A 26,040-nucleotide genomic window follows, 5' to 3' on the forward strand; every position below is an offset into this window, starting at 1 on the left:
TTCGGTGTGTGGTTCAGGCTGGGAGGGGGGCTCGGCCGTCCTGCTGCGGGGTTTTCACGCCTTTGACGAGCAGCCAGAGGAGCATCGTGATCTCGGCGATGGCGGCGGGGGCGACGAGGTAGGGGTTCAGGGCCGTTCCGAGGTCTGGGGCCAGGAACAGGGCGAGGGTGTCGAGGAGGTAGCCGGCGCATCCGGCGACGAGGAGGACGCCGAGGGCGCGGGGGAACAGGCGGGAGGTGTAGGTGAGGTATCCCAGCGGGAGTAGCCACAGGCCGAAGAAGATCTGTGCGATGAGGTAGCCGTGGTGGTGGAGGTCGAACATGAGCAGTACCAGCGCGTCGGAGGCGTGGGGGCCGAGGGCGTTGGTGTAGGGGGTCTCGGTGGCGAGGAGGAGGGCGGCGAGGTGGTGGACCATGTTGAGGCAGGTGATGGCCACGGCGACGGCGACGAGGCGGTGTGCTCGGGCGCCGGGTGGGGTGTGGCGGCTATGTCTGGGTGTCGGGGTACTGGAAGACGTCGTCGAGCGGCACTTGGAAGACCCGTGCGATCTGGAATGCCATTTCCAGTGAGGGGGAGTAGCGGCCCTGTTCGATGGCGATGATGGTCTGGCGGGTCACGCCGATGCGTTCGGCCAGGTCGGCCTGTGTCATCTCGCCGTGGGTGAAGCGCAGGGCTCGGATCGAGTTGGTGACTTTGGTGGGCTTGGGCACGGTCAGAGGCCTCGGCGGTACGCGACGATCTTCACGATCGACGAGGTGAGCGCGGACAGGACGAATGCCAGGTAGAGCGTGTGGGCGATCCAGAAGGGGGCGAATTCGGCCATTGTCAGGCCGAGTGGGATGAGGGCGAGGATGCTCATGACGTAGAACGCGATGTGTTCGCCGAGCCGGTTGATCTGCTTGTCGCGCTCGTCTTTCTTGTCGGCCTCCTTGGGGGAGGCGAGTGCGGCGGCGATGGTCGTGATGATGTTGGCGGCGATGGCGGTGCCGATGGCGGCGAGCATGGGGGTCACGTAGGCGATCTGTGTGACGTCGGTGGTGGGGACCTGGCGCAGGAGGAGCGCGAAGTAGATCACCGGTACGCCGGCCGCGATCGCGGCGTAGATCCATGCGTGCTTCTCTTCGAATGACATGTCTGTGCCTGCTTCCATGTAAAACAAACCTGACATGGTTCAACGTAAAGCAGGATAGACATGATGTCAACGATTCTTAACTTCTCCTGGGTGGGGCCGCGGCGCTCACCGCGGAAGCGATGTTCCGTGTCTCGGTCGACGTGTCCGGCCTGACCAGGCGGTTTCCGTCGAAACGGGCGTCGCCTCGCAGGCCGGGCATTCCCGGCCTGCGAGGCGACGGTCCTGCTCAGCCCATGTCGTGGGCTTGGTGGACATGCCTAGGCGCGTGGGTGGTGCGGTCTCACGTCACTGGCCCACGTTGGCGCAGATCGCATAGGCCTTGACGCTGTAGCTGATGGCGGACAGGTTCGTGATCCCGATCTGCCAGGCGGTGCCTGACTCGTTCGGCCGGCTCGCGACCACATGCACGTCCCGGTCCTGGACGCGGTTTCCGGACTCGATGAGGTGGCCGCCGCCGAGGACTCGCTTGCCCTCGCTGCACGACACCTCGACGACTCTCCCCAGCTGCCCCGTGGCCACGCTCGTGAGCGGTGAGACCACGCGCTCCCATCCGGAGAATCCCTTGTGGCCCTTGTCCGGCTCCGGGAAGTCGGCGGCCGGCCGCCCGGCGGCGTTGACGGGCGTCTGGTATGACGAGGCCACGGCGGCGGGCCCCGCGAACAGGAGCAGGCCCGTGGTGGCTGCGGTCAGCACTGGGATGACGTGCTTGTACATGCTGATGTGTCCCTCTGTGGGTGATGATCCGATCTTCCGTCGCGATAGTTACCCGTAGTCGCTGATCAAATACTCTATGTGTTCTAAGATCATTTATGACGGAAGCGATCTTCGCGGGGCGATGCCCGTGGGGCGGCTGACAGCGTGCTGAGTGCGGTTTGTGAGCGGCGGGCTGGAGGGTGAGGTCGTCCGCGTCGCCTATAACCCGGAGGAACGGGTCGATGTCATCACATGTTTTTTCCTCGGATCGCGCTGTGCGGCCGCGTTGGCTGTGCACGGTCACGGCGTCGGCGCTGGCCTTGAGTCTGTCCGTGGCCGCGGCGCTGCCGGCTGCCGCCGCGGCCACGCCGTCCGCCGCCTCGAGCGAGGCCGCCGCGCAGCGCGCTCAGCTACAGCAGTTGGCGCGCAGGCTGGTGGAGGCCGGGGCGCCCGGCGTGATCGTGCGGGTCGACGACGGCCGCGGCCGTCCGGTCGAGATCGCCGCGCAGGCCCCCTGGACCAGGCGGGATCACCTGCTCAAGGTGGGGGACGAGTTCCGGATGGGGTCCAACACCAAGACCATGGTGGCCACGCTCGTGCTGCAGCTGGTCGCCGAGGGCAAGCTCTCCCTGACCGACCCGGTGGAGAAGTGGCTGCCGGGCAAGGTGCCGGGCGGCAGGGCGATCACGTTGCGCATGCTGCTGAACCACACCAGCGGCCTGTTCGACTACACCGATGACGCCGCGATCCGGCCCTCGATGCTCGGCAAGGATCGGCGGCGGTGGACCTCGGCGCAGCTGCTCGCCGTGGGGGGTGAAGCACGATCCGCTGTTCGCGCCGGGCACGAAGTGGTCCTACAGCAACACCGGTTACGCCGCGCTCGGCGCCGTCCTGGAGCGGGTCACAGGGGAGGGCCTGGCCGAGCTGGTCCGGGACCGGATCGCCCGGCCGCTTGGCCTCAGGCACACCTACTACGCCACGGGCTCCACCTGGCGTGGCTCTCATGCCCACGGCTACGAACGGGATGCCGCCCACATGCCGCCGAGCGTGCCGGCCGAGTTCAGGCACCTCGCAGGCGAGCGCCGCAACGGTCACGTGGACGTCTCCGACAACGACCCGGGGTGGGGCGGGGCGGCCGGGGCGGTGGTGTCCACCACGCAGGACTGGTCGCGGTTCCACACCGCGTTGCTGTCCGGCAAGCTGCTGCCCGCCGCCCAGATGGCACAGCTGCGCACCACGGTGCCGGTGGACTCACGGCAGCCGGACGGGCCAGGCTACGGGCTGGGCATCCAGACCGGCGCCACCCCGTGCGGCACGTTCTGGGGTCACGACGGCGGCATGCCCGGCTACCTGACCACCAACCTCGCCGACCGCACCGGCAGCCGCACGGCGACCGTCCTCATCGCGACGGAGTTCTGGGCCGAGTTCGAGGCCGACCCGAAGATCGCCAAGGCCGCCCAGGCGCTCCAGAGCGCCGTGACCTGCACGATGTTCGGCAAGCCCGTCCCGGCCGCCGCTCAGGCCGGCTGACCGGCGCGGTCGGTCGCGGGTGCGGTGATGATCGCGGACACCAGGTCTTCGGCTTCGGCCCGTGACATCGCCGCACCCGCGGCGTGCGCGGCGGCGAACCCTGCGGCGCCCAGGGCCGCCGTGGCCCGCTGTGTGATCATCCGTACGTCGACGTCGTCGAGGTCGTTCCAACCCCGCAGCGCGGTGGCGACCCCGAGCAGCCGTCCCGCCCGCTCCTGCCGATCGCGGCACAGCTCGATCGCGGCGAGCACGACCGCGATCGAGGCCGCGACCGGCGTCTGCCAGGTCAGCGTCATGTGCACCGCCGGGTGGTCGAGCCTGCGTACCGCCTCGTCAGGGCAACCCTGCGCGACGTCCGCCTGGGCGAGCACGCCCAGCAGCAACGCGGCCAGGTGCGGGGTCGACCGGCCGGGTGGCGCCTCGGCCAGGCCGGCCCTGGCGTGTTCGCGGGCCGGCCCCGGCCGCCCTGCGCGCCACTCCAGTCGTGCCAGGCCCAGGCACACCTGAGCCCGCGACTCGGCCGACCCGACCTGCTCGACCTGGTCGAGCAGGTCGGTCAGCTGCCGCCGCCCGCCGTTCACGTCGCCTGCTTGGGCCCGGTGCAGCGCGGCCGCCACCTCGCTCTCCATCGTGTGCTCGGGCATGCCGAGCTCCTGGAAGTACCGGCCGGCCCGCTCGGCCAGTCCCGCCGCACCGGCCGGGTCGCCGGCCCGCTGCAACGCCGCGTTCAGGGTGCTCAGCGTGATGCCCAGGCCCCACCGCTCGCCGAGTTCCTCGAAGCCGGTCAGCGCGCGCGACAGCACGTGCGCCGCCTCGGCGGCGTGCCCGGTGTTCATGGCCAGCACGCCTCGAACCAGGAGCGTCAACGACCGGCTCCACGGATCGGTCCGCTCGTCAGGGGAGGCCGGCACGTCCGGTGCGGCTCGATCGGCCGAGCCCACGGCGAGCGCCAGCCGGGCCATCTCCACGATGGGGTGGGTGCCGGGGGCGAGGTGCTCCAGCGCCTTGGCGATCCGGTCGAAGGCCGCCTCGGCCTCGTCCGGCCGGCTGAGGGTCTCGACGGTGGCGAGCGCGTGCGCGGCGACCACGAGCGCGCGCGCCTGCGGGTCGGTCGAGCCGCGCGCCTGCAGCATCCGGCCGAGCAGGTCCAGCGACTCCGGCGGGTTGTCGCGCAGGAACCAGTTCCAGCACAGCGCGACGCCGAACCTGACCGCCAGGTCGGCGTCGCCGGACCCGGCCGCCCAGCGGATCGCCGCCGACAGGTTGTCCCGTTCCGCGGACAGGCGCACCAGCCAACGCAGCTGGTCGGACGTGCGCAGGTGCGGGTCCGCGCTCTCGGCCAGCTGAAGGAAGAACCGGGCGTGCCTGCCACGGGCGTCGTCGGCCTCGTCCCGCCGGGCCAGTCGCTCGAGGCCGTACTCCCGGATGGTCTCCAGCACGCGGTAGCGCGGCTCGACCGGGTCGGCAGTCTCCACCGGGTGCAGCAGGGACTTGTCGACCAACGCCGTCAGCAGCTCCCGGACCTCGCCCAACCGGCCGATGGCCTCCGCCGCGTCCTCGGTGAAGCTGCCGGGCACGACCGACAGCCGTTCCAGCAGCGCTCGCTCGTCGGTGTCGAGCAGGTCCCAGCTCCAGGCCACCGCGGCGCTCAAGGTCCGGTGTCGCGGCAGTGCGGTGCGGCTGCCCCCGGTGAGCAGCCTGAAGCGGTCGTCCAGCCGTGCCGCGACCGCCTCGACCGGCAGGGCGCGCACCTGTGCCGCGGCCAGCTCGATCGCCAGCGGCAGGCCGTCCAGGCGGCGGCAGATCTCGATCGCCGCGGTCAGCGCGCCGCCTTCCGTGGTGAAGCCCGGCCGCACCGCGGCGGCCCGGTCGTGGAAGAGCCGGATCGCGGCGCAGGCACGGGCCCGCTCGACCGTCGCTCCAGGTTCGGGCAGCTCCAGGGGGAGCACCGGGTGCAAGGTCTCGCCGTCGATGCGCAGGGGTTCGCGACCGGTGGCCAGCACCCGCAGCCTCGGACACCGGCCGAGCAGGGATCCTGCGAGCGTCGCGGCGGCCTCGATCACGTGCTCGCAGTTGTCCAGCACCAGCACCAGGTCGTCGTCGGCGAGTGTCTCGACCAGGTGGTCCAAAACCGTCTCCGGGGTGACTGCCCGCGGCGGCGGGCCCTCTTCGCGCACCCGCAATAGCTCGAGCACCACGCGGGGCACGTCGTCGGCGCTGACCGGGGCCAGTGGGACGAACCACACCCCGCTGGACGGCGTGAGCTGCCGGCCGATGGTGTTGGCCAGCCGGGTCTTGCCCGCTCCTCCTGGGCCGACCAGGGTGACCAGCCGTACTCGGCCGAGCAGGTCGACCACGCGGCGGACGTCGTCGTCGCGGCCCACGAAGCTGGTGAGCGGGACGTCCAGGTTGCCGTGCGATCGGCGGGAACGGGGGAGTTCGCCGCGCAACACCGCCAGGTGGGCCTCCTGCAGCTGCGGTCCTGGATCGCTGCCGAAACTGTCCGCCAGCAGGTCGCGGATCCGCTGGTAGGCGGCCAGCGCCTCGGCGCCGCGGCCGTTCAGCGCCAGGGCTCGGATCAGCTGGGCGGCCAGCCGTTCGCGCAACGGGTGCGCGGCGGTCAGCGATTCGAGCTCGGCGAGCAGGTCGAGGTCGGCGCCCAGCGCGAGCTCGGCTTCGATGCGGTCCTCCAGGGCGGCCAGCCTTGCCCGCTCGAGCCGTTCGGCCTCGGCGGCGGCGAACGGCGCCTCGCGCACGTCGGCCAGTGCGGGGCCGCGCCACAGGCTCAGGGCCTCGCGCAAGGTGGCGGCGGCCTCGGCGGGCCGGGCCTGCGCGTGCGAGCGCCGGCCGGCGCGGGCCAGCCGCTCGAACCGGACGGCGTCGACCGCGTCCGGCTCGACAGCCAGCCGGTAACCGGCCGGCCCCGAGGTGAGCAGCCCCGGATCGCCCAGGACGCGCCGCAACCGGGACACCAGCGACTGCAGCGCGTGCAGGCGGTCGGCCGGTGCCTCCTCCTCCCACAGCGCCTCGGCCAGGGTCTCCGGCCGGACGGCTCGCCCGGCCTCCAGTGCCAGCCGGGCCAGCAACGCCCGCAGCCGCGCGCCCCCGACCGGCGTCGGGCCGGTAGCGGTGTCCAGCTCCAGGGGGCCGAGGACGCCGACGCGCACCCCTCCGCTGTCGCCGCACGCCTCGATCGCATCTGCCATGGCCAGCAGTGTGTCAGCTGGGGAAGGGAGCGCCGGTCCCCGCTATCGGGTGTGCCCGTCGCCGGGCGGGTCCCCGGCTGCCGCGCGGGCGGTGACCAGGCCGGATTCGTAGGCCACGATGACCGCCTGGGCGCGGTCGCGCACGGAGAGCTTGCCGAAGATGCTGGTGATGTAGTTCTTGACGGTGGACAGGCTGATGTCGAGGACGCGGGAGATCTCGGTGTTGTCGAGGCCGGTGGCCATCAGACGCCACACCTCGACCTCGCGGGGCGTGAGTTCGTCCAGGCCGGTGGGGGTCGGCCGCGCGCCGTGAGGGGCCCGTACGTAGGTGGAGATCAGCCGGGTGAGCAGGCGCGGCGCGACGGCGGCGTCGCCGGCGTGGACGGTGTGGATCGCGGCGCTCAGGTCCTCAGGGGAGCTGTCCTTGGGCAGGAACCCGTAGGCTCCTGCGCGCAGGGCACCCACGAGGTAATCGTCCATGTCGAAGGTGCTGAGGGCCAGGACCCGGCAGCCGGGCAGGGTGGCGGCGAGCTGCCTGGTCGCGCCGACCCCGTCGAGGACGGGCATCCGGATGTCCATCACCACGACGTCGGGGCGCAGCTGGTGGGCGAGGGTGACGGCCTGCGCGCCGTTCTCGGCCTCTCCCACCACGTCGAAGGACGGGTTGGGGGAGAGGATCAGCGACAGGCCGCGCCGGACCAGCAGCTGGTCGTCCACGATCAGCACCCTGATCCTCGGCGTCGGCGTCGGCGTCGGCGGCGTTGTCGTCGTCGGCCCGGTCCCGGTCATCGGCGTGCCCTCTCGTGCTGGACGGCCGCCTCGGCCGCCTCGTCCGTGCTCAGCGGCAGGTCGGCCACCACGGCGAACCCCCCGTCGGCCTGCGGGCCGGCGGTGAGGGTGCCGCCGTGCAGGGCGACGCGCTCGCGCATGCCGATCAGGCCGTATCCGCCGGCGCCCACCGCCGACGCCCCCTCCTGCGGCGGTGTGCCCCCGCCGTCGTCTCGCACTTCGACGGTGACCCGATCCTGACGGTAGGTCAGCTGTACGGACGCGCGGGCGGGCCCCGCGTGCTTGCGGGCGTTGGTGAGGGCCTCCTGGGCGATCCTGAACACCGTGAGGCCGATGGTCGGCGGCAACGGTCGCTGCGGCCCGTGGACGCCGAACTCGGTCGGCAGTCCGGCAAGGCGGGACTCGGCCACCAGGAGGCCGAGGTCGTCGGCGCCCGGCTGCGGCTGTGACGGCGCGCTCTCCGGTTCGTCGCTGTCCCGCAGCACGTCGAGGAGCTGGCGCATCTCGCGCAGTGCGAGCCGCCCGGAGGACTCCAGGGTGAGCAGGGCGTCCAGGACCACCTCCGGTTCGGCGATGTTGGCGCGGGCTCCGCCGGCCATCATCTGCATGGTGGTGATGTGGTGGGCCACGATGTCGTGCAACTCCCGTGCGATGCGGCGGCGTTCGTCGGCCACCGCGCGGTCGGCAAGGAGTCTGCGGTTGGCCGCCACCTCCCGCTGCCAGCGGTTGACCGCCATGGCGGTGCCGACGACGATCAGGGTGGTGAGGGGCGAGGTGACGGCGTCCTGCCAGGGCGGAATGCGGCCGTTGCTCTGGCTCAGCAGCGTCAGCGATACCGTTGCGGCGGCCGCGAGCGCCGTCACCCGGCCGGGGCAGGCCCTGGCGACCGAGTACAGGGCGACCACCAGGACGGCACCGAAGTGCCTGGGCAGTGGCACGGTCAGGGTGGCCGTCGCATCGAGTATCAGGACGGCGGTGAGCGCCGCCACCGGGTGGCGGCGCCGGGCGAGCAGCGGCAGGGCCGCCAGCGCGACGAAGAGGAACCCGGCCACGCTCACGGCGTGGCGGCCGTCGGGGGCGTTGAAGAACACGTAGCTGAGCAGGTTCATCACGCAGGCCCCGCCGGTCACGAGCGCGTCGTTACGGGTCCAAGGCGGCTCGGCGCTGTCGATGTGCGGCAGCTCCCGGGCATCGCCAGGCCGAACGTGTCGGCTCCTGGGCATGTCTGTTCCCCCTGTATCCGGCCTTCCGGCCCCCGGAACAGGGTTGCACAGCAGCCGCGGTGCCGGCGACGGCGACGGTGGTTCGCCGACCAGGACCAGGACCAGGGGCCTGGTCGCCGGCCGGGGGAAGGCCCCAGGGCCCCGGTCCGGATCATCCGCTGCCAGGAGGTTTGCCGCCTCTCGCGGTGATGGTCTGGATACCGGCCGGGAGCCCCCGGCAGACATCCGCATGCAAGTCCGTCCGCCGGAGGACATCGTGATCCGCGCCCTGACCGGATACTCCACCAGACACCCATGGAAGGTCATCGCCCTCTGGGCGGTGCTGGGTGTCGCACTGAGCGCCCTGACCCCGACGCTGTTCGACCGCGTCACCCAGAACCAGGCCGGGGACTTCCTGCCCCTGAGCTACGACTCGGCCGCCGCGCTGCACATCGCCAAGGAGCAGTTCGGGGTCAACCCCGACGCCACCACGGTGACGGTGCTGGTGGCCCGGTCCGACGGCAAGGCTCTCAGCGCCGCCGACCGGAAGCGGGTGGAGTCCGAGGCGGCGAAGCTGGGCAAGCGCCGGGTGATCATGCCCAGGGAAGATGACGGCCCGCAGCAGTTCCTGATCCCGGACCGCTCCCAGACTCCCCGGATCGCCCCGGTCATGACGGCGCCCGACCGGAGTTTCGAACTGCTGTCCGTCGAGCTGATCGGCAATCGCGCGGACAAGGGGGTCCAAGGCGTCTACCGGACCTTCAGGGACGCCGCCCGGACTCAGTTCGCCGAGGCGGGGATGCGCACCGGTTTCACCGGGGCTCTCGCCGACACCGTCGACACCGTCGACTCCCACAAGACCGCCACGACGGTCGGGGGCGCCCTCGTCATGGGGCTCATCGTCCTGCTCAACGTCCTGGTGTTCCGCAGCGTGCTGGCGGCCCTGCTGCCGCTGCTCGCGGTCGCCGTGATCGGCTCCGTGGCTGCGGGAGCCGTCGCGGCTGCCGCGATGCTCACCGGGCTCAAGCTCGACGCGAGCACCCCGGGGCTGATCAACGTGGTCCTGCTCGGCATCGGCATCGACTACCTGCTGTTCCTGCTGTTCCGCTTCCGCGAGCATCTGCGGGCCAGGCCCGAGCAGTCCGCCCGCGAGGTGGCCGCGCAGGTCTCCGGCCGGGTGGGCGCCGCGATCACCTCGGCGGCGCTGACCATCGTGGCCGCCTTCGCCACGCTGGGCCTGGCCACCTTCGGGCAGTTCCGCTCGATGGGCCCCGCGATCGCCGTCGCGGTCCTGGTGATGCTGCTGGGCAGCCTCACCCTGCTGCCGGCGCTGCTCGCGGCCACCGGGCGGGCGATGTTCTGGCCCTCCAGGGCGGCCCTGCGCCCCGAGGCGCGCGAGGGCCGTGCCGCCCGCCTGAGCGTGCTGGTCACGCGACGACCGCTGATGATGCTGACCGCCTCCATCGCCTTGCTTGCCGCGCTGGCCGCCGGGTTGATCGGCATCCGCATGGACTACGGCCAGGGCGACCCCGGTGCCCGGACCCCCGCCGCAGCCACCGCGGCCGAGATCTCCCGCACGCTGCCTGCCGGCGTGTCGGACCCGACGAGCGTCTTCGTCACCTCCGCGGACGGCGCAGCCCTCACCGCCGGCAGGCTCGACGGTCTCTCCCGTGCGCTCACCCGGGTCAAGGGCGTGGGCCAGGTGGCGAGGGCCGTCCTGAACAAGGACCACCGTGCCGCCCGGATCGACCTCTACCCGACCGCGGACCCGCAGAGCCAGCAGGCTCGCGACCTGGCCTCAGGACCGATCCGGGCCGCGGTCGCCCAGCACACGCCCGCCGGGACGACGGCACATGTGGGCGGGACGCCGGCGATCATCGCCGACATCTCGACCGCCGTCGACCACGACCTCACGATCGTGTTCCCTGTCGCGGCCGCGCTGATCGCGCTGATCCTGCTGCTGCTGCTGCGCAGCCTGCTCGCCCCGGTGATCCTTATGCTTTCTGTCGGGCTCGGCTTCGCCGCCACCCTCGGCGCCGTCACCCTGCTGTTCCAGCACGCCCTCGGTAGGCCGGGGGTCAGCTTCACCCTGCCGCTGGTGCTGTTCCTGTTCGTCGTGGCCCTGGGCACCGACTACAACATTCTGATCGCCGACCGGATCCGGGAGGAGATGCAGCGACCGGGTCCGGCCCGCGCCGCCGTGGCCCGCGCCGTACGGCACACGACGCCGGCCATCGCGACGGCCGGACTGGTTCTGGCAGCCTCCTTCGCCGGCCTCGCCACCTCCCCTGGCAACGAGCAGATCGCCTTCGCGATGACGCTCGGCATCATGCTCTCCGCGCTGATCGTGTCGCTGGTGCTGGTCCCCGCCCTTGCCGCACTCTTCGGCCGGGCCGTCTGGTGGCCGGTCCGCCCGGGGCCCACCGCGGGCGGCCACCCGCAGGACCGTGCGACCGTGCCTGCCCCGCAACCCGACCGGGTCACGGCCTGCTGAGGTGCGGATCGGAGTGCCTCAGGCCTCCGGGTTCCCGGGCGGGGCGAGGGTCTGCCAACGGTTGACGGCCGGCTAGTGATGGGCCCGCCTCGGGCGCCGACGGGCGCGGCCTGTACGGGGTCGTGGTCATATTCCAACGAGACTTCTCGATAAGCGCCGAGCCGCAGGTCAGTAGACGGTCTGGCGTCCTTCCGCAGCGGTGCGGGCGGCGGCGTGGATGCGGCCGCGCAGCGCGATGAGCTTGCGTGGATCGCTGTGCTCAAGGCCGTCGATGGTGAGGTGGCACAGGAACGGACCGCACTCGGTGAGCGGCCCTTCGGGAAGCCCGGCTTCGAGGGCTTTGCGGATCTTGGCTCTGTCGTCTCTGGTCATGGGACGTCGTCCGTGCCAGTCCGGCCAGCCGTCGGGCCGGACAGGCACGGTGTGGGTGCTGGGGCCTTGAGCTTGTTGATTCCGCTCGGCGGGTTGGTGTCGTCTGGGTCGGTGGTCATCTCGCCCATGTTGGCTAGCGGTCAACGGTGAGGTGGCGCAGGGCGGCCTGTTTGTCGTCATCGGTGGGCTGGCTGTAGATGCGCAGCGTGTCGAGGCGGGAGTGGCCGGCCGGTTCAGCGACGGTGACGAGGTCTTCGCCGCCGCGAATCAGCTGGGTGACGAAGGTGTGGCGGCCGCTGTGGGCGGTGGTGGGGTCCTCCAAACCGGCGGCCTGGGCGATGGCGGTGAAGATGGCCGAGGCGGCGCGGGTGGACAGGCGCCCGCCGCGGCGGTTGAGGAACGGGGCTCGCTGGGTGGCGGCGCCCGGCCAGGTTAGGCGTACGTCCCGGCTTCGACGTCCGTGACGAGGACGTGGCCCGTCTGTCGCCGTTCGTGCGCCACCACGTCAACGTGCTGGGCCGCCACTCCTTCCGGCTGCCCGATCTGCCCGGCGGTATGAGGCCCCTGCGTGACCCAGACGCGGCCGATGAGTAGACCGGGAGGAAGGAGACAGCCGCCGACCCCGGCCGTTGTCTGGCGGCACACGGCCGCCGGACAAGGTCGCCCACCGCCGAAATCAGACGGCTTCGCGCAGGTACAGGTCGCGCAGCAGGCCGATCTCGCCGCCGTGATGCGCGACCTCCTTCAGAGCGTGCAGCGCGAGCTTCAGGTACGTCTCATCGGCCCAACCGCCGGGGCCCAGGCCTATCGGCGCCAACAGGCGCTCGTCGCCGAGGGCTGCGATACGGGAGATGAAGTGCTCCCAGTCCTCGGCGAGCGCCTGGACGCCCTCTTTCGCGGTGCCCGGCCACTCGTGGCGGTCGCCGAACTCGGGAACGTCCTCGAAGAAGTGGATCACATAGCCGCGCAGGCAGAGGCTGCCGATGTGCCAGATGCGCCAGGCGATCGTCGTGACGGGGTCCGGCGCCTCCGGACTCGATTCCGGAATTAGCGTGGCGACGCGGAAGACGCCGTCGTCGCCGGGGCGGATGCTGATGCAGTCGCTGACCGGCTCCCAGTGGTACTCGGCGTCGGTCAGATCCTTCAGGCGCTCGAACAGCCGGTATCGCACGTTTTCGAAGATCGCGAGAATGTCCCGCGTGGCGGGGTCGGGCACGATCATGTCAGTCATGTCAACTCCAGGGCTCGGTGGTTTCGGGTCGGTCGGGATGATCAGGATCGACGGGTCGGCCGACTCGGTCACGTGCCGCCGCCTCGGCGTGTGTCGCCGGGTGCGAGCAGGCTGGTGAGTTCGGCGATGGCGTCCGGCGACGGCTTGAAGTAGCGGCGGACGTTCTCCGCCTTCTTGTGCCGCGACTTGGCCAGCAACATCAGCAGGCTCGCCCCCTGCTCCCCGAGGTGGGTCAGCCCGGAGTGCCGGAACTCGCGCAGATCCCAGCCTGTGCCCGCCCCGTGCAGCGCGGTGTGCTCGTCCAGCAGGGCGCGGGCCTGGCCGTACGACAGCCGGGCCAGCCCGGAATCCGGGCACACGTCCCGCGACGAGACGACCTTGCCCGGCCCGGGGCGGCGGTGAGTGACGAACACCGGGCCGCGGGCGCGGTTCTTCAGCAGCCGCGGCAGCAGCCGGGCGGTGCCGGCGTCCCAGTACACGGGCTCCAGCACGAAATCCTCGCGGGCCTGGCCGCGGCGGCGGGCCTTGGACTGCGCGCCTTTGGCCTTCACCAGCGCGCGGCGGCCAGCGAAGTCCAGGTCCTCGATGTTCAGCGGCAGGATCTCCTCCGCCCGCGCCACGGTCTCGTACAGCATCCGGTAGAAGCACTTCTCCCGCAGGTGCACCTCGCGGCGGGCGATCAGTCGGTCGATCGCCATCTTCGAGCGCGCCGGCGTCTCGGAGTCCGGCGGGGTCAAGCGCTTGGCTCAGGCCGGCACCTCCGGGCCGTCGAAGCCTCGCTCGGCGCATCAGGCGAGCCAGGACAGCACCGCCGCCCGGCGGGTGTTCCAGGTGTTCACCGCCGTCGAGCCCCACAGCGCTTCGAGGGCCTCGCCGATCTCGTCGTCCGCGACCTGCCCGAGCGGCCGGCCCTCGCCGACCCGTTCGGCGGTCTTGCCGACGCCGATCGCGTAGTTGCGCACCGTGTTCGGGTTGCCGAGCGCGTCGAGGAAGGCGTCCGCGGCGCCGCGGACGGTGAGCGCCTTCCCGGCGGGCAGCTGCGCGACGGTGGCCACCGCTTCCCCCTTTGCCGCAGATAACAGGGCCGCTTCGCGTAGCAGCCCGGAACCGTCGCCGCAGGTCGCGATCAACGATGCCCCAGATAATAGGGCGTTATCCGTGGCAAGGCCGACGCCGCCGGCGTCACCGACCGCCCACCAGGGCCGATCAAGGCTTAGCGCCGGTTTTCGTTCCGATGCTCCTCAACCCCCTCTCTCGCGGGGACCAGGGAGCGGAACTACCGTCACGAGATGGGCAGCGACGCGGCGCACCGGGGCCTCGCCCAAGCCCTTCGCGCGTGCCGCGCCACCGTCGTCCTCTCCGGGTACGGCAACCCGCTCTACGACGAAGAGGCGCGGTGCTCGCGCCGCCGAGCGGCAGGCGCTTGGCGACGTCCAGCCGTACCTCGCCGTAGGGCTGGACATGTTGCCAGAACAGCGGGGTCAGCCCTCGCCGATCAGCGGGCTTGAGCAGCTTGGCCCACTCCGGATCGGCCAGGACGTCCTGCAGCATCAGCGTGTTGATGTAGACGAGCGCGGCCTGCAGGATGCGCAGGCACCAGCTTGCGGATCTCGGTCATCATCGATTCAAGGCTCACGTTGCCCGGAGCGGACTTGATGAGCGCGAGCAGGTCGGAACCGTCCTCCTCTTCGGCCAGCGTTTCGGCCGCTTCCTCCTCCGCGTCGTCGTCATCGTCGATGCCGACCAGGGCGTAGATGTGCTGTGTGGTCTCGAAAGTGAGCCGTGAGGAGATCCGCAGGGACCAGGTGACCTCCGCGTTGTGCAGGGCCGAGGCCACGATCCGAGAGATCCGGCCCGGAGTGGGTGGCTCGATCCGCTCCTCGCGCAGGTGCTTGAGCAGTTCCTCCCGTACCCGCCCGGCCCGCCGCTCGGCGTGAGCGACATTCTCGGTCAGCCACACCGTGACCTTCGCCGCGTCCGCGGTCGTGCAGGCACGAAAGCCCAGATGCGTGCGGATCTGATTGCGGTGGTACTCGATCGTGGAGCCTGACCACTCGTAGAAGCCGAGCTCCGAGGCGGGCACCTGGACCTGCTTGGCCACGTGCTCGATGACCTCGTCGGCCAGCTCCGAGCGCCCCCGCGGGAAGCGGCCGTACTGCGTATGGAACTTCAGCAAGATCGAGAAGCCGAGCGTGTGGCACCTCGTTTTCCTGCGATCAGATCGCGCTCTTCATCCAGGATCGTCCAGTGCTCAACCAACTCGTCGATGTGCATCGGGGGGCGGGTCATGAACAACCAGCATTGACCAGGCGAATCACAGCAAGATCAACGCCGTTTGGGGCTCATGACGCGATTCTTACCGGCACCCCTCCCTGGCCGCCATCGCGAGCGCGGCCCGGAGCCGACAGGCTCGATCAGCCGATCGGTGGTGCGAGGTATTCCAGCGCATAACCGTCGCCGGAGGCGGTTACGCGGGCGATGCCGGGTGAGTCGAGGTGGGCGCCGGCTACGAAGTGGTGTGGTTGGGTCAGTTGTTCGAGGAGGGCCGCTCGCGCGGCGCGGGCCTGGGACTGGTTGCCGTCGAGCTCCCAGGACACGTTCGGCTGATCGAATTGGAGCGTGGGAACGTGAACGGTGTCGCCCCAGACGAGAAGGTGGCCGGTGCCGCTCCTGACGTCGTAGACGGTGTGACCGGGTGTGTGGCCCGGTGTCGGCATCGCGGTGATCCAGTCGTTGATCGCGACCTTCTCCGACACGGGTACGACCCGGTCGCGGATCGGCTCGAGCCGCCCCGTGAACACCGAGGTGTCGCCCGCGCCGATCCACACGCGCTCGAGTTTGGTGAACGCCTCTGAACCGTCCGGCGCGATCAGGCCGCTCACGTGGTCTTCGTGCTTGTGGGTGATGGCCACATCGGTGACCTGCGCGCGGTCGATTCCCGCTTCGTCCAGCGCGTCGTAGATCAATCCCATGGTGGGGTCGTGCCAGACGTTGGACGCGCCGGTGTCGATGAGAACCGACCGCGTGCCGTCGGTGACGAAGAAGGCGTTGACCGACAGCCGCAAGTTGTCGCCGGCCAGCGGGACGGCGGCTGGCAGCTCATTGAGCGTGCGCCCATCCTCGTCGCGGAGCCGTGTCGGCGGCATGTCGATGTACCCGTCTCGCAACGAGATCACCTGCAGATCGCCGAATTCGAACGTCGCATGGTGCTGGCCACTCGAGATCAAACGCATGGAACCTCCGTCGTGTTGGGCGCACATCGCCTGTCTCCGATAGAAGACTATATCTTCTTTAGGAGAAACTCTACACTGTGGGCAGTGAGGTACTCATCGATCGAGGAGCACGGTGGTCGAGCAAGACGGAAACGCGGCCGAACTACAGCACGGTGACGACCTGGCCGGCGCGTTCGGCGGTAACGTGCGGCGACGCCGCGAGGAGGCGGGCCTGACGCTGGAGCAGTTGTCTGCACAGTCGTCGGTCAGCCGGGCGATGCTGTCCAAGGTCGAACGTGGTGAGAAGAGCCCGACGATCGGCGTCGCGTCTAGGATCGCCCACGCGCTCGACGCGTCGCTCTCGGACCTGATCGGTGCGCCAGCTCCTGCCGCGTCTGGTGTGGCCGTTGTCATGCGCAAGAACGAACGCCCCGTTTTCCGTGACCCGGAAACCGGCTTCGAGCGGCACATGGTGTCAGCGGCCCCGGGCGCGGGAGGAGCCGAGATGGTCGTCCACTATCTCCCCGCGCAGGTCTCTACCGGGCTGCTGCCCGCGTATCCGCCGGGTACGGAGAAACAACTCGTGGTGCTCGAAGGTACCCTCACCGTCGCGATCGGCGGGATCAACGAGACCCTGAACACAGGCGACTCCCTGTTCATGCAGGCCGACGCGGACCACGGCTTCGCCAACCGAACGAACGCTCCCTGCGAATACATCATGGTCATCTCGCGCAGAACCTGATCGGCCGCAGCTTGCGGGCCTGGACAAAGCTGGCTGGGCATCGCCAACCTCACGGCATTCTTCGGGAAGCCGACTTGTGAGCAGCTCCGCGGCGTGTCGGTCCGATTCCTCCACCCATGCGGCGTAGACCCGCAACGTAGTCGTTCCCCCGCCTGCGTGGCCGAGGCGTCCCGCAACGGTGCGGATGTCGGTGTGGTCTTGTCCGGCGGCAACATCGCCTGGACCACGTTCCGGTCGCTGGTCGGCCGCGCGGTGGGCAGCGGGGAACTTGTGGGGTGCCCTGGCCTGCACGGGAGCGCGCAGCGCGCAGCGGACCCTTCATGACGGCATCAGCCTGTTCACCCAGTACATGAGTGCCGAGCTTCCGGCGCCACCAGCCAGGCCGAGTACGGCCGTTGGTGCCGGCACGCCTGCGGCATGGCCTGCCTGCAGATGATCCTCGACCACCGCGACGGCCACGCCCCGCCCTGCTGGAACTCGTGCGCGACTGCCGCGCCTACGACGGCTACTGTGAAGAGGCCGACGCGACGATCAAGGGCCTGTACTACGCGCCATTCGCCGAGTTCGTCCGCGCCGAACACGACCTGACCGCCCGGGTGCTCCCGCACCTGGCCGTCGCCGACCTGCCCGCCCTGCTCGCCGACGGTCACTTGGTCATGGCCTCGGTCCACAAGGAGATCCGCCGCCCCACCCTGCCGGCTCCCGGCCGCGGCGGGCACCTGGTCCTGCTCACCGGCCACGACCACGGCACGCTGCACATTGGCCACCCTTCCGGCCACACCGCGACCGCCCGCCGCGCCGTCATGCCCATCGAGGTGTTCGAGAGCTTCTTCGGCGGTCGCGGCATCGCCGTGACCCTGCGGTAGATCAGGTCCACCGCGACCCCGACGCCAGCGGCTCTCGCGATCTCCGGCATGCTACCTGTCGTTTTCTGTGGCGGCCGGGTTGTGAAGCTCGCGGAGTTCTCCGCCGACCTCGGGGCGGTTGAACGGGTAGAAAGCCGTGAAAGTTGATGTGCTCGAACATGAGAGGCAGCACGTGGGCGCGGATCTCCGGGGTGACCTGCCCGCCCTTGATACCCAGCGCGCCGCTGTCCAGCTTCTTGACCGCCGCATCGATACAGAGCGAATTCCACCAGATTATGGCGTTCAGCCCGAGGCCGAGCGCGCCCACCTGGTCCTTCCATGCCGCGTTCATAGCCCCTGGCCAGGCCGAGGTTGCGAGACCGACTCGACGTGCTGCAACCCCCCAGCACTCAGCTGACCTGCGGCTCAGCGCTTATCGAGAAGTCGTCGGAATATGACCACGACCTCTGTACAGCGATCCTTATGATCACCTAACGTCTAGGACTCTAAAGTGCTAGCAGGCTAGATAAATGGAGAAGCCGGTGATCGAGTTCTATCTGGACAGCAGGTCGGGTGTGTCGCCGTACCTGCAGCTGGTCCAGCAAGTACGGCACGCGCTACGGCTGGGCGTGCTGCGCGAGGGCGACCAGCTGCCGACGGTCAAGGAGGTGGTGGCGCACCTGGCGATCAACGCCAACACCGTCCTGAAGGCCTACCGGGAGCTCGAACACGAGGGCTTGGCGGCCGCCAGGCCGGGGGTGGGGACGTTCGTGACGGCGACGCTCACCGGCGCCTCGCTGGCCGCGCACGGCCCGCTGCGGCTGGAACTGCAGCGCTGGCTGGCCAAGGCCCGCCGGGCCGGCCTCGACGACGAAAGCATCGAGGCCCTCTTCGAGACCACCTTCCGGACCACCGCTCAGGAGGACATCGCGTGACTTCTGTCCTGCAGGCCCAGGGACTGGGCAGGAAGTACGGCAGGCGCTGGGCGCTGCGCGAGTGCACCATCGACATACCGGCGGGCCACGTCGTCGGGTTGGTGGGGCCCAACGGAGCCGGCAAGACCACGCTGCTGAAACTGGCCAGCGGCCAGCTCGAACCGACGGCGGGCGGCATCACGGTGCTGGGCGGCCGGCCCGCAGGCGGCCCGGCGCAGCTGGCCAAGGTCGGGTTCGTCGCCCAGGACACCCCCGTCTACGCCGGGCTGACCGTGGCCGATCACCTGCGGCTGGGAGCACGGCTCAACCCTCGCTGGGACGCCACCATGGCGCGGGAGCGGGTCGCGCGGCTCGGCCTGGCGCCCGCCCACCGGGCGGGCAAGCTGTCCGGCGGGCAGCGCGCCCAGCTCGCCCTCACCCTCGGCCTGGCCAAGCGGCCCGAGCTGCTGATCCTGGATGAGCCGGTCGCCTCGCTCGACCCGCTGGCCCGCCGCGAGTTCCTGCAGGGACTGATGGAGGCGACCGTCGAGCACCAGTTCAGCGTGGTGCTCTCCTCCCACCTGGTCTCCGACCTGGAACGCACGTGCGACTTCCTGATCGTGCTCGTCGACTCGCGCGTCCAGGTGGCGGGAGAGGTCGACCAGCTGCTGGCCACCCATCACCGGCTGACCGGTCCGCGCCGCGATCCCGACCGGCTGCCCGCCGACCAGCAGGTGATCTCCGCACGCCATACCGACCGGCAGAGCACGTTCGTGATCCGCACCGACGCCCCGATCCACGACCCCGCCTGGACGGTCACCCAGCTCAACCTGGAAGACCTCGTCCTGGCCTACATGGACAAGAACACCGCCGACGGCCGGCGAGTCGCCCTGGAGGTGCAGCGATGATCTGGCTGACCTGGCGCCAGTTCCGCGGCTCGGCCGCGATGATGGCCGCCCTGCTCGTCCTGCTCGCCGTCGTCCTGGCCCTGACCGGCCCCGGCCTGGCCTCCGGCTACTCCACCGGGATCGCCGACTGCATCCCGGACAACAGCTGCGACGGCTTCTACGACCGCTTCTTCGACGCGCACCAGACCCCGTTCATGGCCCTGACCCTCGTCGTGCTGCTCCTGCCCGCCCTCGCCGGGCTCTTCTGGGGAGCACCGTTGATCACCCGCGAGCTGGAGACGGGCACGCACCTGCTGGTGTGGAACCAGAGCGTCACCCGCGGCCGCTGGCTGGCGGTCAAGCTCGGGCTCACCGGCCTGACCGCCGTGGCCTTCGCCGGTCTGTGCGGCCTCATGGTGACCTGGTGGTCCGATCCCCTGGACAAGTCGGCCGCCGAGGGCTTGGCCCTGATGGCGCCTCTGGTGTTCGGCGCGCGCGGCATCGCCCCGATGGGATATGCGGCCTTCGCCTTCGTCCTCGGCGTGACCGTGGGCATGCTGGTACGCCGCACGCTGCCCGCCATGGCCCTCACCCTGGCCGTCTTCGCCGCCATCCAGCTGGCCATGCCGCTGCTGGTCCGTCCCCATCTCATGCCCCCGATCACCTCGACCTTCGAGCTCGGCAAGGCGAACGTGGACAGCCTGGGCCTTCCCCAGGACGGCGGCGGAACGCCGCGGATCGTTCTGAAGTCGGCCGTCCCCGGCCACCCGGGCGCCTGGGTCCTGTCCAGCAACCTCCTCGACCCGTCCGGAGCCATGGCCCCCGGCGGCGACGAAGGCGACATCAAGGTCTCCACGACGGCGGGCCCCTGCGCACCGTCGGCGGGCGGCGGGGACGGCTGCATGGTCGAGATCAACCGGCTCGGCTACCGGCAGCAGGCGACCTTCCAGCCCCTCGAGCGCTTCTGGCCCTTCCAGTGGATCGAGACCGGGATCTACGCCCTGCTCACCCTCGGCCTCATCTGGCTGTGCTTCTGGTGGATCCGGAGACGCCTGTCATGACCGCCATCAGGACCGTGAGCGCCGGGCTCGCCCTCCTCCTGGCCGCGGCCTGCACCGCGCCGACGCCGCCGCGCAGCCAGTCGAGCTCGGCAGCCGCCACGGTCTGCGCGGCGCCCCAGAAAGCTCCCGGGGCGGAGACGCCCACCACGATCGACGTCATCGAGCAGGCGTACTTCTGCATCCTCGGCAACTACTACAGCGGCGCCACGCTGGACGCCGGTTCGCTGCTGACGGCCGGATTCATCGCCCTGACGCAGGAGCTCAACCGCAACGGACGCGACGTGCCCGAGGCGAGCATGCCTGCGCTGACCGGTGACCGCAGAGCCGACTGGGCCGCGTTCGAGGCTGTCTACCGCACGACCACCGATCAGGTCCCCGACCTGCGCGACAAACTGGCCGTCGCCACCCTCGAGGCCATCGTGGCCGGCCTCGACGACAACCACGCCAGCTGGGCCCACGACATCACGCGACCTGCCGACTACTACGACGGCGACGGCTACGGCCTGGGTCTCCAGGCGAACGTCACCGGCTCGCAGGCCACCGGCAACCCCGGCGTCGCCCTCCCCCCGCTGTTCGTCACCACCGTGCAGGGCGGCGCCGCGCAGGCCTCCGGACTGCGCCCCGGCGACATCATCGAATCGATCAACGGATCGGCGCCCTTCGTCGGCGGCAAGCCCACCCCCGCGATCGCCGCCCTCCACCCGCGATACCCGCAGGCCCGCCCGATCCGGCTGCGGCTCCTGCGGCAGAGCACCGGCCGCCGCTGGAGCGTGACGCTCAAGCCCGGCCTCTACCAGCGGGATCTGGCCGCCCTGCAAGTGGTGCAGTCGAAGCTGCTGGACGACGACGTCGCCCTTGTGCGGATGCGCGGATTCGCTCCCGACTCCGCGAACAGGGTACTCAAGGCGATCGCCAGGCTGCGCACCGGCCGGACCCTCACCGGCGTCGTGCTGGACCTGCGCGGCAACGGCGGCGGCCGCATCGAGGAGTCGACCCGGCTGCTGAGCGCCTTCGTCCACGGCAAGGTCACCCACTACCTGTGCACCGCGGACGACAGATGCGAAGGCCTGCGGACCGACGACACCGTCGAACTGCTCAACCTGCCGCTGATCGTGCTCACCGACCGCGGCTGCGCCTCGGCGTGCGAGCACTTCAGCTCCGCGGTCAAGGACCTGCGCGTCGGCCGGCTGGTCGGCACCAGGACCGCCGGGCTCATGTCCGGCCCGTCGCAGCCGTACCTGCTCAGCAACAACACCGTCCTGGCCTTCCCTTCGAGGCACGGCCTGGGGCCCCGTCGCCAGGAGATCAACCGGATCGGGGTGCCGCCCGACCACCACGTGCCCCTGACGCCGAAGGACGCGGCTGCCGGGCGCGACCCCGCCCTGGCCAAGGCCCTGACCCTGCTGGACAAGTGAAGGGACCGCTCCATGAGACAGATCCTGGCGCTCGCCGCAGGACTGGCCGTCCTCGCCGTGTCCGGCTGCTCCGCACCCGCGCCGCCACGGACGGCTGCCAACTCCTCGCCCACACCGACCGGCCCCGTCACCCTGCCTGCCCCCACCGGCCCCCATCCGGTCGGCACCACCGCCCTGTATCTGACCGACACCTCCCGCCCCGATCCCTGGGACCTCGACGTCGCCGCCAGGCACCTCAAGGTCACCCTGTGGTACCCGACCGAGCAGCGGGACGGGCAGCGGGCGCCGTACATGACGCCGAAGGAATCGGAGCTCACCATGAAGGGCGCGAGGATCGCCAACGTGCCCTACGACACGCTGAGCAGGACGCGAACGAACGCCGTCGAAGACGCCGAACCCGCCGGCCGCAGGCTTCCCCTGGTGGTCCTCTCCCCGGGCTTCACCAAGCCGATCAGCACCCTGACGTCCCTGGCCGAGGACCTGGCCAGCCGGGGGTACGTCGTGGCCGGCATCGACCACACCTACGAGAGCTACGCCACGACCTTTCCCGACGGGCGGGTCGCGGAGTGCCTGGCATGCGACAGCGACACCGACCCGGGCTTCGGCACGGGCGTGGTCCAGGGCCGGGCGGCCGACGTCTCCTTCGTGCTCGACCAGCTGACCTCGAAGTGGGACGGTTCCGACCTGATCGACCGCTCCAGAATCGCGATGGCAGGCCAGTCGATCGGCGGGGCCAGCAGCGTGGCGGCCATGCTGAAGGACCCCCGGGTGCGCGCCGGAATCGACATGGACGGCACCACCTACGCCCGCATCCCCAAGAGCGGGTTCACCCGGCCTTTCATGTTCATGGGGTCGCCGAACCACGTCCCCGGCGGCCGCGACGGTTCGTGGGAGCGCGACTGGAAGCTGCTGACCGGATGGAAGCGCTGGATCGTGCTGTCGGGCGCGGAACACCAGTCCTTCACCGACGGCTCGCTGCTGGCGGGCGCCCTCGGCGTCAAGCCTCCCCACGGCGTCCTGTCCGGGGCGCGCTCCGCCGAACTCACCCGCACGTACGTGGCGGCCTTCCTCGACCAGCACCTGAAGTCGCAGCGGCAGCCCTTGCTGGACAGGCCGTCGCCACGCTACCCCGAGGTCAGGTTCTGCCCCGCGACCTGCGGTCCGTCCTGAGGCCCTGAACGCTTTCCTGAGCCGTGGGCGGTTCAGATGTCCTTGACGAAGACGATGGCGTCGGTCTGGTCGGTGGTGGCCGGGTCGAGGGAGAAGTAGGTGTGGTCGGCCGGGAGGCGGGGCGTCAGCTTCCGGTCGAGGGCCGCGGCGAGGCGGGCGGGATCGATGACGGCGCGGGCGTGGGGGAGCGTCGACAGGAGCCCTTCGAGGGTGTCGGAAGGGGGGACGTCGGAGCCGCGGGCGCCGAAGGTGGTGGCGGCGAAGGCGTACCGGTCGCCGAGGTGGGTGCCGATGATGGCGCCCGCGCTCCACCACTGGAGCGGCAGGCCGGCGAAGTGCATGTGACTCTTGTCCCGCTGCAGGTGGCGGTTGTGGGCGAAGGCGAGGGTGGGTCCGCGGCGGGCCTCGCGGCCGACGATGGCGTCGAGGTTGTCGGCCATCATCGCCTCGCGCAGGCACATGAGCGTCCCGATGCGGGTGGGCGCGGTGTCGGCCATGCCGGCGTGGTAGCGCAGGAGCCCGGCGGCGGTGCGGGCGTGCAGGTCGGCGCGCCACCACTCGTCGGGGGAGGTGGCGGCCGTCAGGTGGGGGGCGTGCGCGGTGAGCAGCGCGCGCAGGTCGTCGGCGACCAGGCGCAGCTCCTTGGCCTCGGGGGTGCGGCCGAGGGACTGGGTGGGATCCATCATGGCGGCCGGGTTGGTCCAGCGCTCGTCGGAGCCGAACAGCTCGTCGAGGCTCTCGCGACTCCAGGCCAGGTCGAGGTGGGCGGCGAGGTAGTGGTGCGGCGCGGTCAGTGCGGGGCGGGGGCCGGCGGGGCCGGTCATCTCCAGGGGCCCGTCGAAGCCGTAGAAGCGGAGCCGCTCGTGCGGGGGCCGCTGCTGGTTGTAGGCCCGCATCCAGCCGATGAGCTCCCGGTTGGCGGGAGAGGCGCCGAAGCCGTGGCTGAAGCCGCCGCTCATCACCCCGTCGAGGGTCCCGGTGCCGTCGGTGACGTACGCGTCGACGGCCAGGGCCGCCAGGCAGTCGCTCTCGATGGCGATGGAGCGGTAGCCCTCGTGCTCGACGAGGTGCCGGAAGACCTCGTTGCGCAGCTCGAGGAAGGCCTCGACACCGTGGGTGGGCTCGCCGAGGCCGAGCAGGCGGGTGGAGGGAGACAGGAACGCGGTGAGGGCGCCGCCGGTGAAGCGACGGGCGGCGTCCCGGAGCGAGGTCGTCATTCCTTCAACGGTATCGTTGAACCGCCTGTGTAAGCTTTGGCGGCATTTCCAGCTGCTGACGAGGATGTACCTTCAAAAGGCGGGTGCGGTGCTGCCGGCCGTGGACGGCGGCGTGGTCGAGCAGGCGATCCGGGGTCAAGGCAGCGAGCGCGGCAGCCCGAACGAGGGGAGCACGCTGTTCTCGAAGCGGGTCATGGCGCAGATCCGGTCGCCTGCGAGGGTGAGGACGAACAGCCCGGTCCCGTGGCGGATGCCGGTGTGAGCGCGCAGGTAGGCCCCGAACGCCGGCTGACCGTTGGCTCGCGTCGGCACGAGGTCGAACCTCCGGCCCGAGCCGAAGATGCCGGCGCAGAAACGGGCCACGACGTCTCGGCCCTCGTATTCGAGGGGCATCGGCGGCATGGACACGAAGACGTCGTCGGTCAGAAGGGCCACCAGCGCGTCGATGTCGGCGGACTCGTACGCGCGGACGAACTTCGCCACGATCGCATCCTCGGCGGGTGAGTCGGCGGCGGGAGGCGGTTCGCGGTCGGCGACCGTCCGCCGGTGTCGCAGGCCGGCGCGCGCCCTTTTGAGGGCGCTCTTGACCGATCCCACGGTCGTGTCCAGCATGTCGGCCACCTCGTTGGCGTGGAATCCGAGGACGTCGCGCAGGATGAGGACGGCGAGCTGGCGAGGCGGCAGGAGCTGAAGGGCGGTCACGAAGGCCAGAGAGATGGATTCGGTCCGCTCGTAGCGGGCCTCCGGGCCGAGCGGCAGAGTGCTCGGGCCTTCGAGGAGGGCGTCGGGATACGGCTCGAGCCAGACGACATCGCCGATACGGGTCGGTTCGGGCGGTTCGACTCCGGGGATGTCCCACTCCTTGGCCGGGCGGCGGCTGGCCGCGCGCAGCGCGCTGAGGCACCGGTTGGTGGCGATCCGGTAGAGCCAGGTGCGCAGCGAGGCGCGACCGTCGAACCCTCCGAGACCCCGCCAGGCGGCCAGCAGGGTGTCCTGGAGGGCGTCCTCGGCGTCCGGGAGCGATCCGAGCATCCGATAGCAGTGCACCTGGAGCTCGCGGCGGTGCGGCTCGGTCAGCGCTCGGAACGCCTCGCCGTCGCCTGCCCTCGCCCTGCTGATCAGGTCGGCGCTCACCGACTCCACCCTTCCCGCCTCTCGCGCTTCCGTCCTGTACGGACGCCGGCCGAGGGGCGGAGGGGGCGGTCGATGGGCGCCCCCTTTCCCGACGTCGCGGCGTCTACACCAGTGGTAGCTGACACCACGGCAAGGGAGAACCGCAATGGGAGAGCTTGTCATCAGCGAGAACATCTCGCTCGATGGAGTCATCCAGGACCCGACCGGCGAGGAGGGCTTCAGCTTCGGCGGCTGGTTCGGCCGGATGGGGGACAAGGACCGCGAAGCGTGGGCCAGGGTCGAGTTCGAGGAGGCGCTGGGCACCGAGGCGCTGCTGCTGGGTGGGCGGAGCTACGAGTGGTTCGCCAGCCGGTGGTCGTCCCGCAGCGGCCTTCCTCACCTACCGGCCCGTCCGAGACGCCTAGCCACCGCCGCGTCGACGTCGGCCGGGTCACCGCCTCCCCGGGCTCCTCATCGCCAAGGGCACCGTCGAGGGCACGTCTCCGGCGATGCTCTCGCCACACGGCCCTCGGACCCGCGTCCATCGAAGCATGCCGTCAGAAGCATGCGAGCTGACGGTCTCGGCCCCCCGCTGCGTTCAAGAATCGATCGAAGGTAGAGTTGCCGAAGGCCGGGACGCCAACGGTGTCGTCCCCCCATGACCGGCCGTGCAGGCCCCGGCCACGCCGCCGACGGGTTCGGGCAGGACCGGACCACAGGCACAAGGTCCTCAAGCAGCACGGCGGCGACTGACGGCGGGACGAAACGAACACGAGGTACGGGCCATCGACGCGCGCATGCCCCTGACCGCCACC

At 70.7% G+C, this 26,040-nt stretch carries 24 protein-coding genes and 4 pseudogenes; 10 read left to right on the plus strand and 18 right to left on the minus strand.

All coding sequences use genetic code 11. From position 1 onward, the window contains the following. Positions 1–13: 13 nt before the first annotated feature. From ABFX55_RS00155 to ABFX55_RS00170, 4 genes are all read right to left on the minus strand, one after another. Positions 14–436 (minus strand): DUF4386 domain-containing protein, encoded by a 423-nt coding sequence (locus ABFX55_RS00155; RefSeq protein WP_346116408.1) that lies wholly within the window; start codon positions 434–436, stop codon positions 14–16. A 49-nt stretch (positions 437–485) separates the two neighbouring features. Further along, on the minus strand, positions 486–710 hold the full coding sequence (locus ABFX55_RS00160; RefSeq protein WP_346116410.1) for a helix-turn-helix transcriptional regulator: 225 nt from the start codon (positions 708–710) through the stop codon (positions 486–488). A 2-nt stretch (positions 711–712) separates the two neighbouring features. Beyond that, the gene (locus ABFX55_RS00165) at positions 713–1,132 is read right to left on the minus strand and encodes a hypothetical protein (protein ID WP_346116412.1); all 420 of its coding nucleotides are present in this window, start codon (positions 1,130–1,132) and stop codon (positions 713–715) included. A 285-nt stretch (positions 1,133–1,417) separates the two neighbouring features. Then, entirely contained in the window at positions 1,418–1,846 is a 429-nt protein-coding gene (locus tag ABFX55_RS00170) for a hypothetical protein (RefSeq protein WP_346116414.1), read from the minus strand. Between the two features lie 221 nt (positions 1,847–2,067). Here ABFX55_RS00170 and ABFX55_RS00175 point away from each other — a divergent pair. Next, a pseudogene (locus ABFX55_RS00175) lies at positions 2,068–2,508 on the plus strand (serine hydrolase); the annotation flags it as partial. A 130-nt stretch (positions 2,509–2,638) separates the two neighbouring features. Beyond that, positions 2,639–3,355, plus strand: a complete 717-nt coding sequence (locus ABFX55_RS00180) for a serine hydrolase domain-containing protein (RefSeq protein WP_346116416.1) — start codon at positions 2,639–2,641, stop codon at positions 3,353–3,355. On the opposite strand, the gene ABFX55_RS00185 is transcribed toward ABFX55_RS00180, so the two are convergent. The 3 genes from ABFX55_RS00185 to ABFX55_RS00195 are packed head-to-tail and all read right to left on the minus strand — an operon-like array spanning position 3,343 to position 8,573. After that, positions 3,343–6,561 carry an AfsR/SARP family transcriptional regulator gene (locus ABFX55_RS00185; protein ID WP_346116418.1) on the minus strand — a complete coding sequence of 1,073 codons (3,219 nt, stop codon included), beginning with the start codon at positions 6,559–6,561 and terminating at the stop codon, positions 3,343–3,345. The two genes, ABFX55_RS00180 and ABFX55_RS00185, sit on opposite strands and share 13 nt — an antisense overlap. A 42-nt stretch (positions 6,562–6,603) precedes the next feature. Next, entirely contained in the window at positions 6,604–7,350 is a 747-nt protein-coding gene (locus tag ABFX55_RS00190; RefSeq protein WP_346116420.1) for a response regulator, read from the minus strand. Further along, positions 7,347–8,573: a sensor histidine kinase gene (locus tag ABFX55_RS00195; protein ID WP_346116422.1), complete on the minus strand. Its 1,227-nt coding sequence runs from the start codon at positions 8,571–8,573 to the stop codon at positions 7,347–7,349. The genes ABFX55_RS00190 and ABFX55_RS00195 overlap by 4 nt, the downstream gene beginning before the upstream one ends. A gap of 256 nt (positions 8,574–8,829) precedes the next feature. On the opposite strand from ABFX55_RS00195, the gene ABFX55_RS00200 reads away from it, so the two are divergent. Further along, the gene (locus ABFX55_RS00200) at positions 8,830–11,046 is read left to right on the plus strand and encodes an MMPL family transporter (protein WP_346116424.1); all 2,217 of its coding nucleotides are present in this window, start codon (positions 8,830–8,832) and stop codon (positions 11,044–11,046) included. Positions 11,047–11,214: 168 nt separating this feature from the next. On the opposite strand, the gene ABFX55_RS00205 is transcribed toward ABFX55_RS00200, so the two are convergent. From ABFX55_RS00205 to ABFX55_RS00235, 8 genes and pseudogenes are all read right to left on the minus strand, one after another. Next, on the minus strand, positions 11,215–11,418 hold the full coding sequence (locus ABFX55_RS00205; protein ID WP_346116426.1) for a hypothetical protein: 204 nt from the start codon (positions 11,416–11,418) through the stop codon (positions 11,215–11,217). Positions 11,419–11,551: 133 nt separating this feature from the next. Then, positions 11,552–11,812: pseudogene (locus ABFX55_RS00210) on the minus strand (tyrosine-type recombinase/integrase); the annotation flags it as partial. 282 nt (positions 11,813–12,094) lie between these two features. Further along, complete coding sequence (locus ABFX55_RS00215) at positions 12,095–12,649, minus strand: DinB family protein (protein WP_346116428.1); 555 nt, start codon at positions 12,647–12,649, stop codon at positions 12,095–12,097. A gap of 68 nt (positions 12,650–12,717) precedes the next feature. Then, positions 12,718–13,347 carry a site-specific integrase gene (locus ABFX55_RS00220; RefSeq protein ID WP_346116430.1) on the minus strand — a complete coding sequence of 210 codons (630 nt, stop codon included), beginning with the start codon at positions 13,345–13,347 and terminating at the stop codon, positions 12,718–12,720. Between the two features lie 90 nt (positions 13,348–13,437). Then, entirely contained in the window at positions 13,438–13,704 is a 267-nt protein-coding gene (locus ABFX55_RS00225) for a hypothetical protein (RefSeq protein ID WP_346116432.1), read from the minus strand. Positions 13,705–14,053: 349 nt separating this feature from the next. Then, positions 14,054–14,242, minus strand: a pseudogene (locus ABFX55_RS49600) (Tn3 family transposase); the annotation flags it as partial. 244 nt (positions 14,243–14,486) lie between these two features. Beyond that, positions 14,487–14,855: pseudogene (locus ABFX55_RS49605) on the minus strand (DUF4158 domain-containing protein); the annotation flags it as partial. A gap of 208 nt (positions 14,856–15,063) precedes the next feature. Beyond that, entirely contained in the window at positions 15,064–15,882 is an 819-nt protein-coding gene (locus ABFX55_RS00235) for an MBL fold metallo-hydrolase (protein ID WP_346116434.1), read from the minus strand. Positions 15,883–15,994: 112 nt separating this feature from the next. On the opposite strand from ABFX55_RS00235, the gene ABFX55_RS00240 reads away from it, so the two are divergent. Continuing rightward, positions 15,995–16,603 carry a helix-turn-helix domain-containing protein gene (locus tag ABFX55_RS00240; protein ID WP_346116436.1) on the plus strand — a complete coding sequence of 203 codons (609 nt, stop codon included), beginning with the start codon at positions 15,995–15,997 and terminating at the stop codon, positions 16,601–16,603. A 479-nt stretch (positions 16,604–17,082) separates the two neighbouring features. After that, a complete protein-coding gene (locus ABFX55_RS00245) occupies positions 17,083–17,469 on the plus strand; it encodes a cysteine peptidase family C39 domain-containing protein (RefSeq protein WP_346116438.1) in 387 nt (128 codons plus the stop codon). Position 17,470: 1 nt separating this feature from the next. On the opposite strand, the gene ABFX55_RS49610 is transcribed toward ABFX55_RS00245, so the two are convergent. Beyond that, the gene (locus tag ABFX55_RS49610; protein ID WP_379479251.1) at positions 17,471–17,800 is read right to left on the minus strand and encodes a Tn3 family transposase; all 330 of its coding nucleotides are present in this window, start codon (positions 17,798–17,800) and stop codon (positions 17,471–17,473) included. Between the two features lie 178 nt (positions 17,801–17,978). On the opposite strand from ABFX55_RS49610, the gene ABFX55_RS00250 reads away from it, so the two are divergent. Genes ABFX55_RS00250 through ABFX55_RS00270 form a run of 5 tightly spaced genes read left to right on the plus strand, consistent with a single transcriptional unit; the run spans position 17,979 to position 22,895 of the window. After that, complete coding sequence (locus ABFX55_RS00250) at positions 17,979–18,383, plus strand: GntR family transcriptional regulator (RefSeq protein WP_346116440.1); 405 nt, start codon at positions 17,979–17,981, stop codon at positions 18,381–18,383. Beyond that, entirely contained in the window at positions 18,380–19,270 is an 891-nt protein-coding gene (locus ABFX55_RS00255) for an ABC transporter ATP-binding protein (RefSeq protein WP_346116442.1), read from the plus strand. The genes ABFX55_RS00250 and ABFX55_RS00255 overlap by 4 nt, the downstream gene beginning before the upstream one ends. Continuing rightward, positions 19,267–20,310 (plus strand): ABC transporter permease, encoded by a 1,044-nt coding sequence (locus ABFX55_RS00260; protein WP_346116444.1) that lies wholly within the window; start codon positions 19,267–19,269, stop codon positions 20,308–20,310. Before ABFX55_RS00255 ends, ABFX55_RS00260 begins: the two co-directional genes overlap by 4 nt. Next, a complete protein-coding gene (locus ABFX55_RS00265; protein WP_346116446.1) occupies positions 20,307–21,725 on the plus strand; it encodes a S41 family peptidase in 1,419 nt (472 codons plus the stop codon). Before ABFX55_RS00260 ends, ABFX55_RS00265 begins: the two co-directional genes overlap by 4 nt. A gap of 12 nt (positions 21,726–21,737) precedes the next feature. After that, positions 21,738–22,895 carry an alpha/beta hydrolase family protein gene (locus ABFX55_RS00270; RefSeq protein WP_346116448.1) on the plus strand — a complete coding sequence of 386 codons (1,158 nt, stop codon included), beginning with the start codon at positions 21,738–21,740 and terminating at the stop codon, positions 22,893–22,895. A gap of 32 nt (positions 22,896–22,927) precedes the next feature. Here the strand turns inward: ABFX55_RS00270 and ABFX55_RS00275 are convergent, their stop codons facing one another. Beyond that, positions 22,928–24,112: an erythromycin esterase family protein gene (locus ABFX55_RS00275; protein ID WP_346116450.1), complete on the minus strand. Its 1,185-nt coding sequence runs from the start codon at positions 24,110–24,112 to the stop codon at positions 22,928–22,930. Positions 24,113–24,247: 135 nt separating this feature from the next. Next, on the minus strand, positions 24,248–25,246 hold the full coding sequence (locus ABFX55_RS00280) for a sigma-70 family RNA polymerase sigma factor (protein ID WP_346116452.1): 999 nt from the start codon (positions 25,244–25,246) through the stop codon (positions 24,248–24,250). Between the last annotated feature and the right edge of the window lie 794 nt (positions 25,247–26,040).

Origin of the sequence: Nonomuraea roseola, assembly GCF_039535395.1 — a bacterium.
GTDB lineage: Bacteria > Actinomycetota > Actinomycetes > Streptosporangiales > Streptosporangiaceae > Nonomuraea > Nonomuraea roseola.

What these genes read in the sequence shown, in the direction of transcription:
- ABFX55_RS00165 (WP_346116412.1), bottom strand. Translation starts at nt 1,132, where the DNA reads ATGTCATTCGAAGAGAAGCACGCATGGATCTACGCCGCGATCGCGGCC.
- ABFX55_RS00170 (WP_346116414.1), bottom strand. Translation starts at nt 1,846, where the DNA reads ATGTACAAGCACGTCATCCCAGTGCTGACCGCAGCCACCACGGGCCTG.
- ABFX55_RS00185 (WP_346116418.1), bottom strand. Translation starts at nt 6,561, where the DNA reads ATGGCAGATGCGATCGAGGCGTGCGGCGACAGCGGAGGGGTGCGCGTC.
- ABFX55_RS00190 (WP_346116420.1), bottom strand. Translation starts at nt 7,350, where the DNA reads ATGACCGGGACCGGGCCGACGACGACAACGCCGCCGACGCCGACGCCG.
- ABFX55_RS00195 (WP_346116422.1), bottom strand. Translation starts at nt 8,573, where the DNA reads ATGCCCAGGAGCCGACACGTTCGGCCTGGCGATGCCCGGGAGCTGCCG.
- ABFX55_RS00205 (WP_346116426.1), bottom strand. Translation starts at nt 11,418, where the DNA reads ATGACCAGAGACGACAGAGCCAAGATCCGCAAAGCCCTCGAAGCCGGG.
- ABFX55_RS00215 (WP_346116428.1), bottom strand. Translation starts at nt 12,649, where the DNA reads ATGACTGACATGATCGTGCCCGACCCCGCCACGCGGGACATTCTCGCG.
- ABFX55_RS00220 (WP_346116430.1), bottom strand. Translation starts at nt 13,347, where the DNA reads ATGGCGATCGACCGACTGATCGCCCGCCGCGAGGTGCACCTGCGGGAG.
- ABFX55_RS00235 (WP_346116434.1), bottom strand. Translation starts at nt 15,882, where the DNA reads ATGCGTTTGATCTCGAGTGGCCAGCACCATGCGACGTTCGAATTCGGC.
- ABFX55_RS49610 (WP_379479251.1), bottom strand. Translation starts at nt 17,800, where the DNA reads ATGAACGCGGCATGGAAGGACCAGGTGGGCGCGCTCGGCCTCGGGCTG.
- ABFX55_RS00250 (WP_346116440.1), top strand. Translation starts at nt 17,979, where the DNA reads ATGGAGAAGCCGGTGATCGAGTTCTATCTGGACAGCAGGTCGGGTGTG.
- ABFX55_RS00260 (WP_346116444.1), top strand. Translation starts at nt 19,267, where the DNA reads ATGATCTGGCTGACCTGGCGCCAGTTCCGCGGCTCGGCCGCGATGATG.
- ABFX55_RS00265 (WP_346116446.1), top strand. Translation starts at nt 20,307, where the DNA reads ATGACCGCCATCAGGACCGTGAGCGCCGGGCTCGCCCTCCTCCTGGCC.
- ABFX55_RS00270 (WP_346116448.1), top strand. Translation starts at nt 21,738, where the DNA reads ATGAGACAGATCCTGGCGCTCGCCGCAGGACTGGCCGTCCTCGCCGTG.
- ABFX55_RS00275 (WP_346116450.1), bottom strand. Translation starts at nt 24,112, where the DNA reads ATGACGACCTCGCTCCGGGACGCCGCCCGTCGCTTCACCGGCGGCGCC.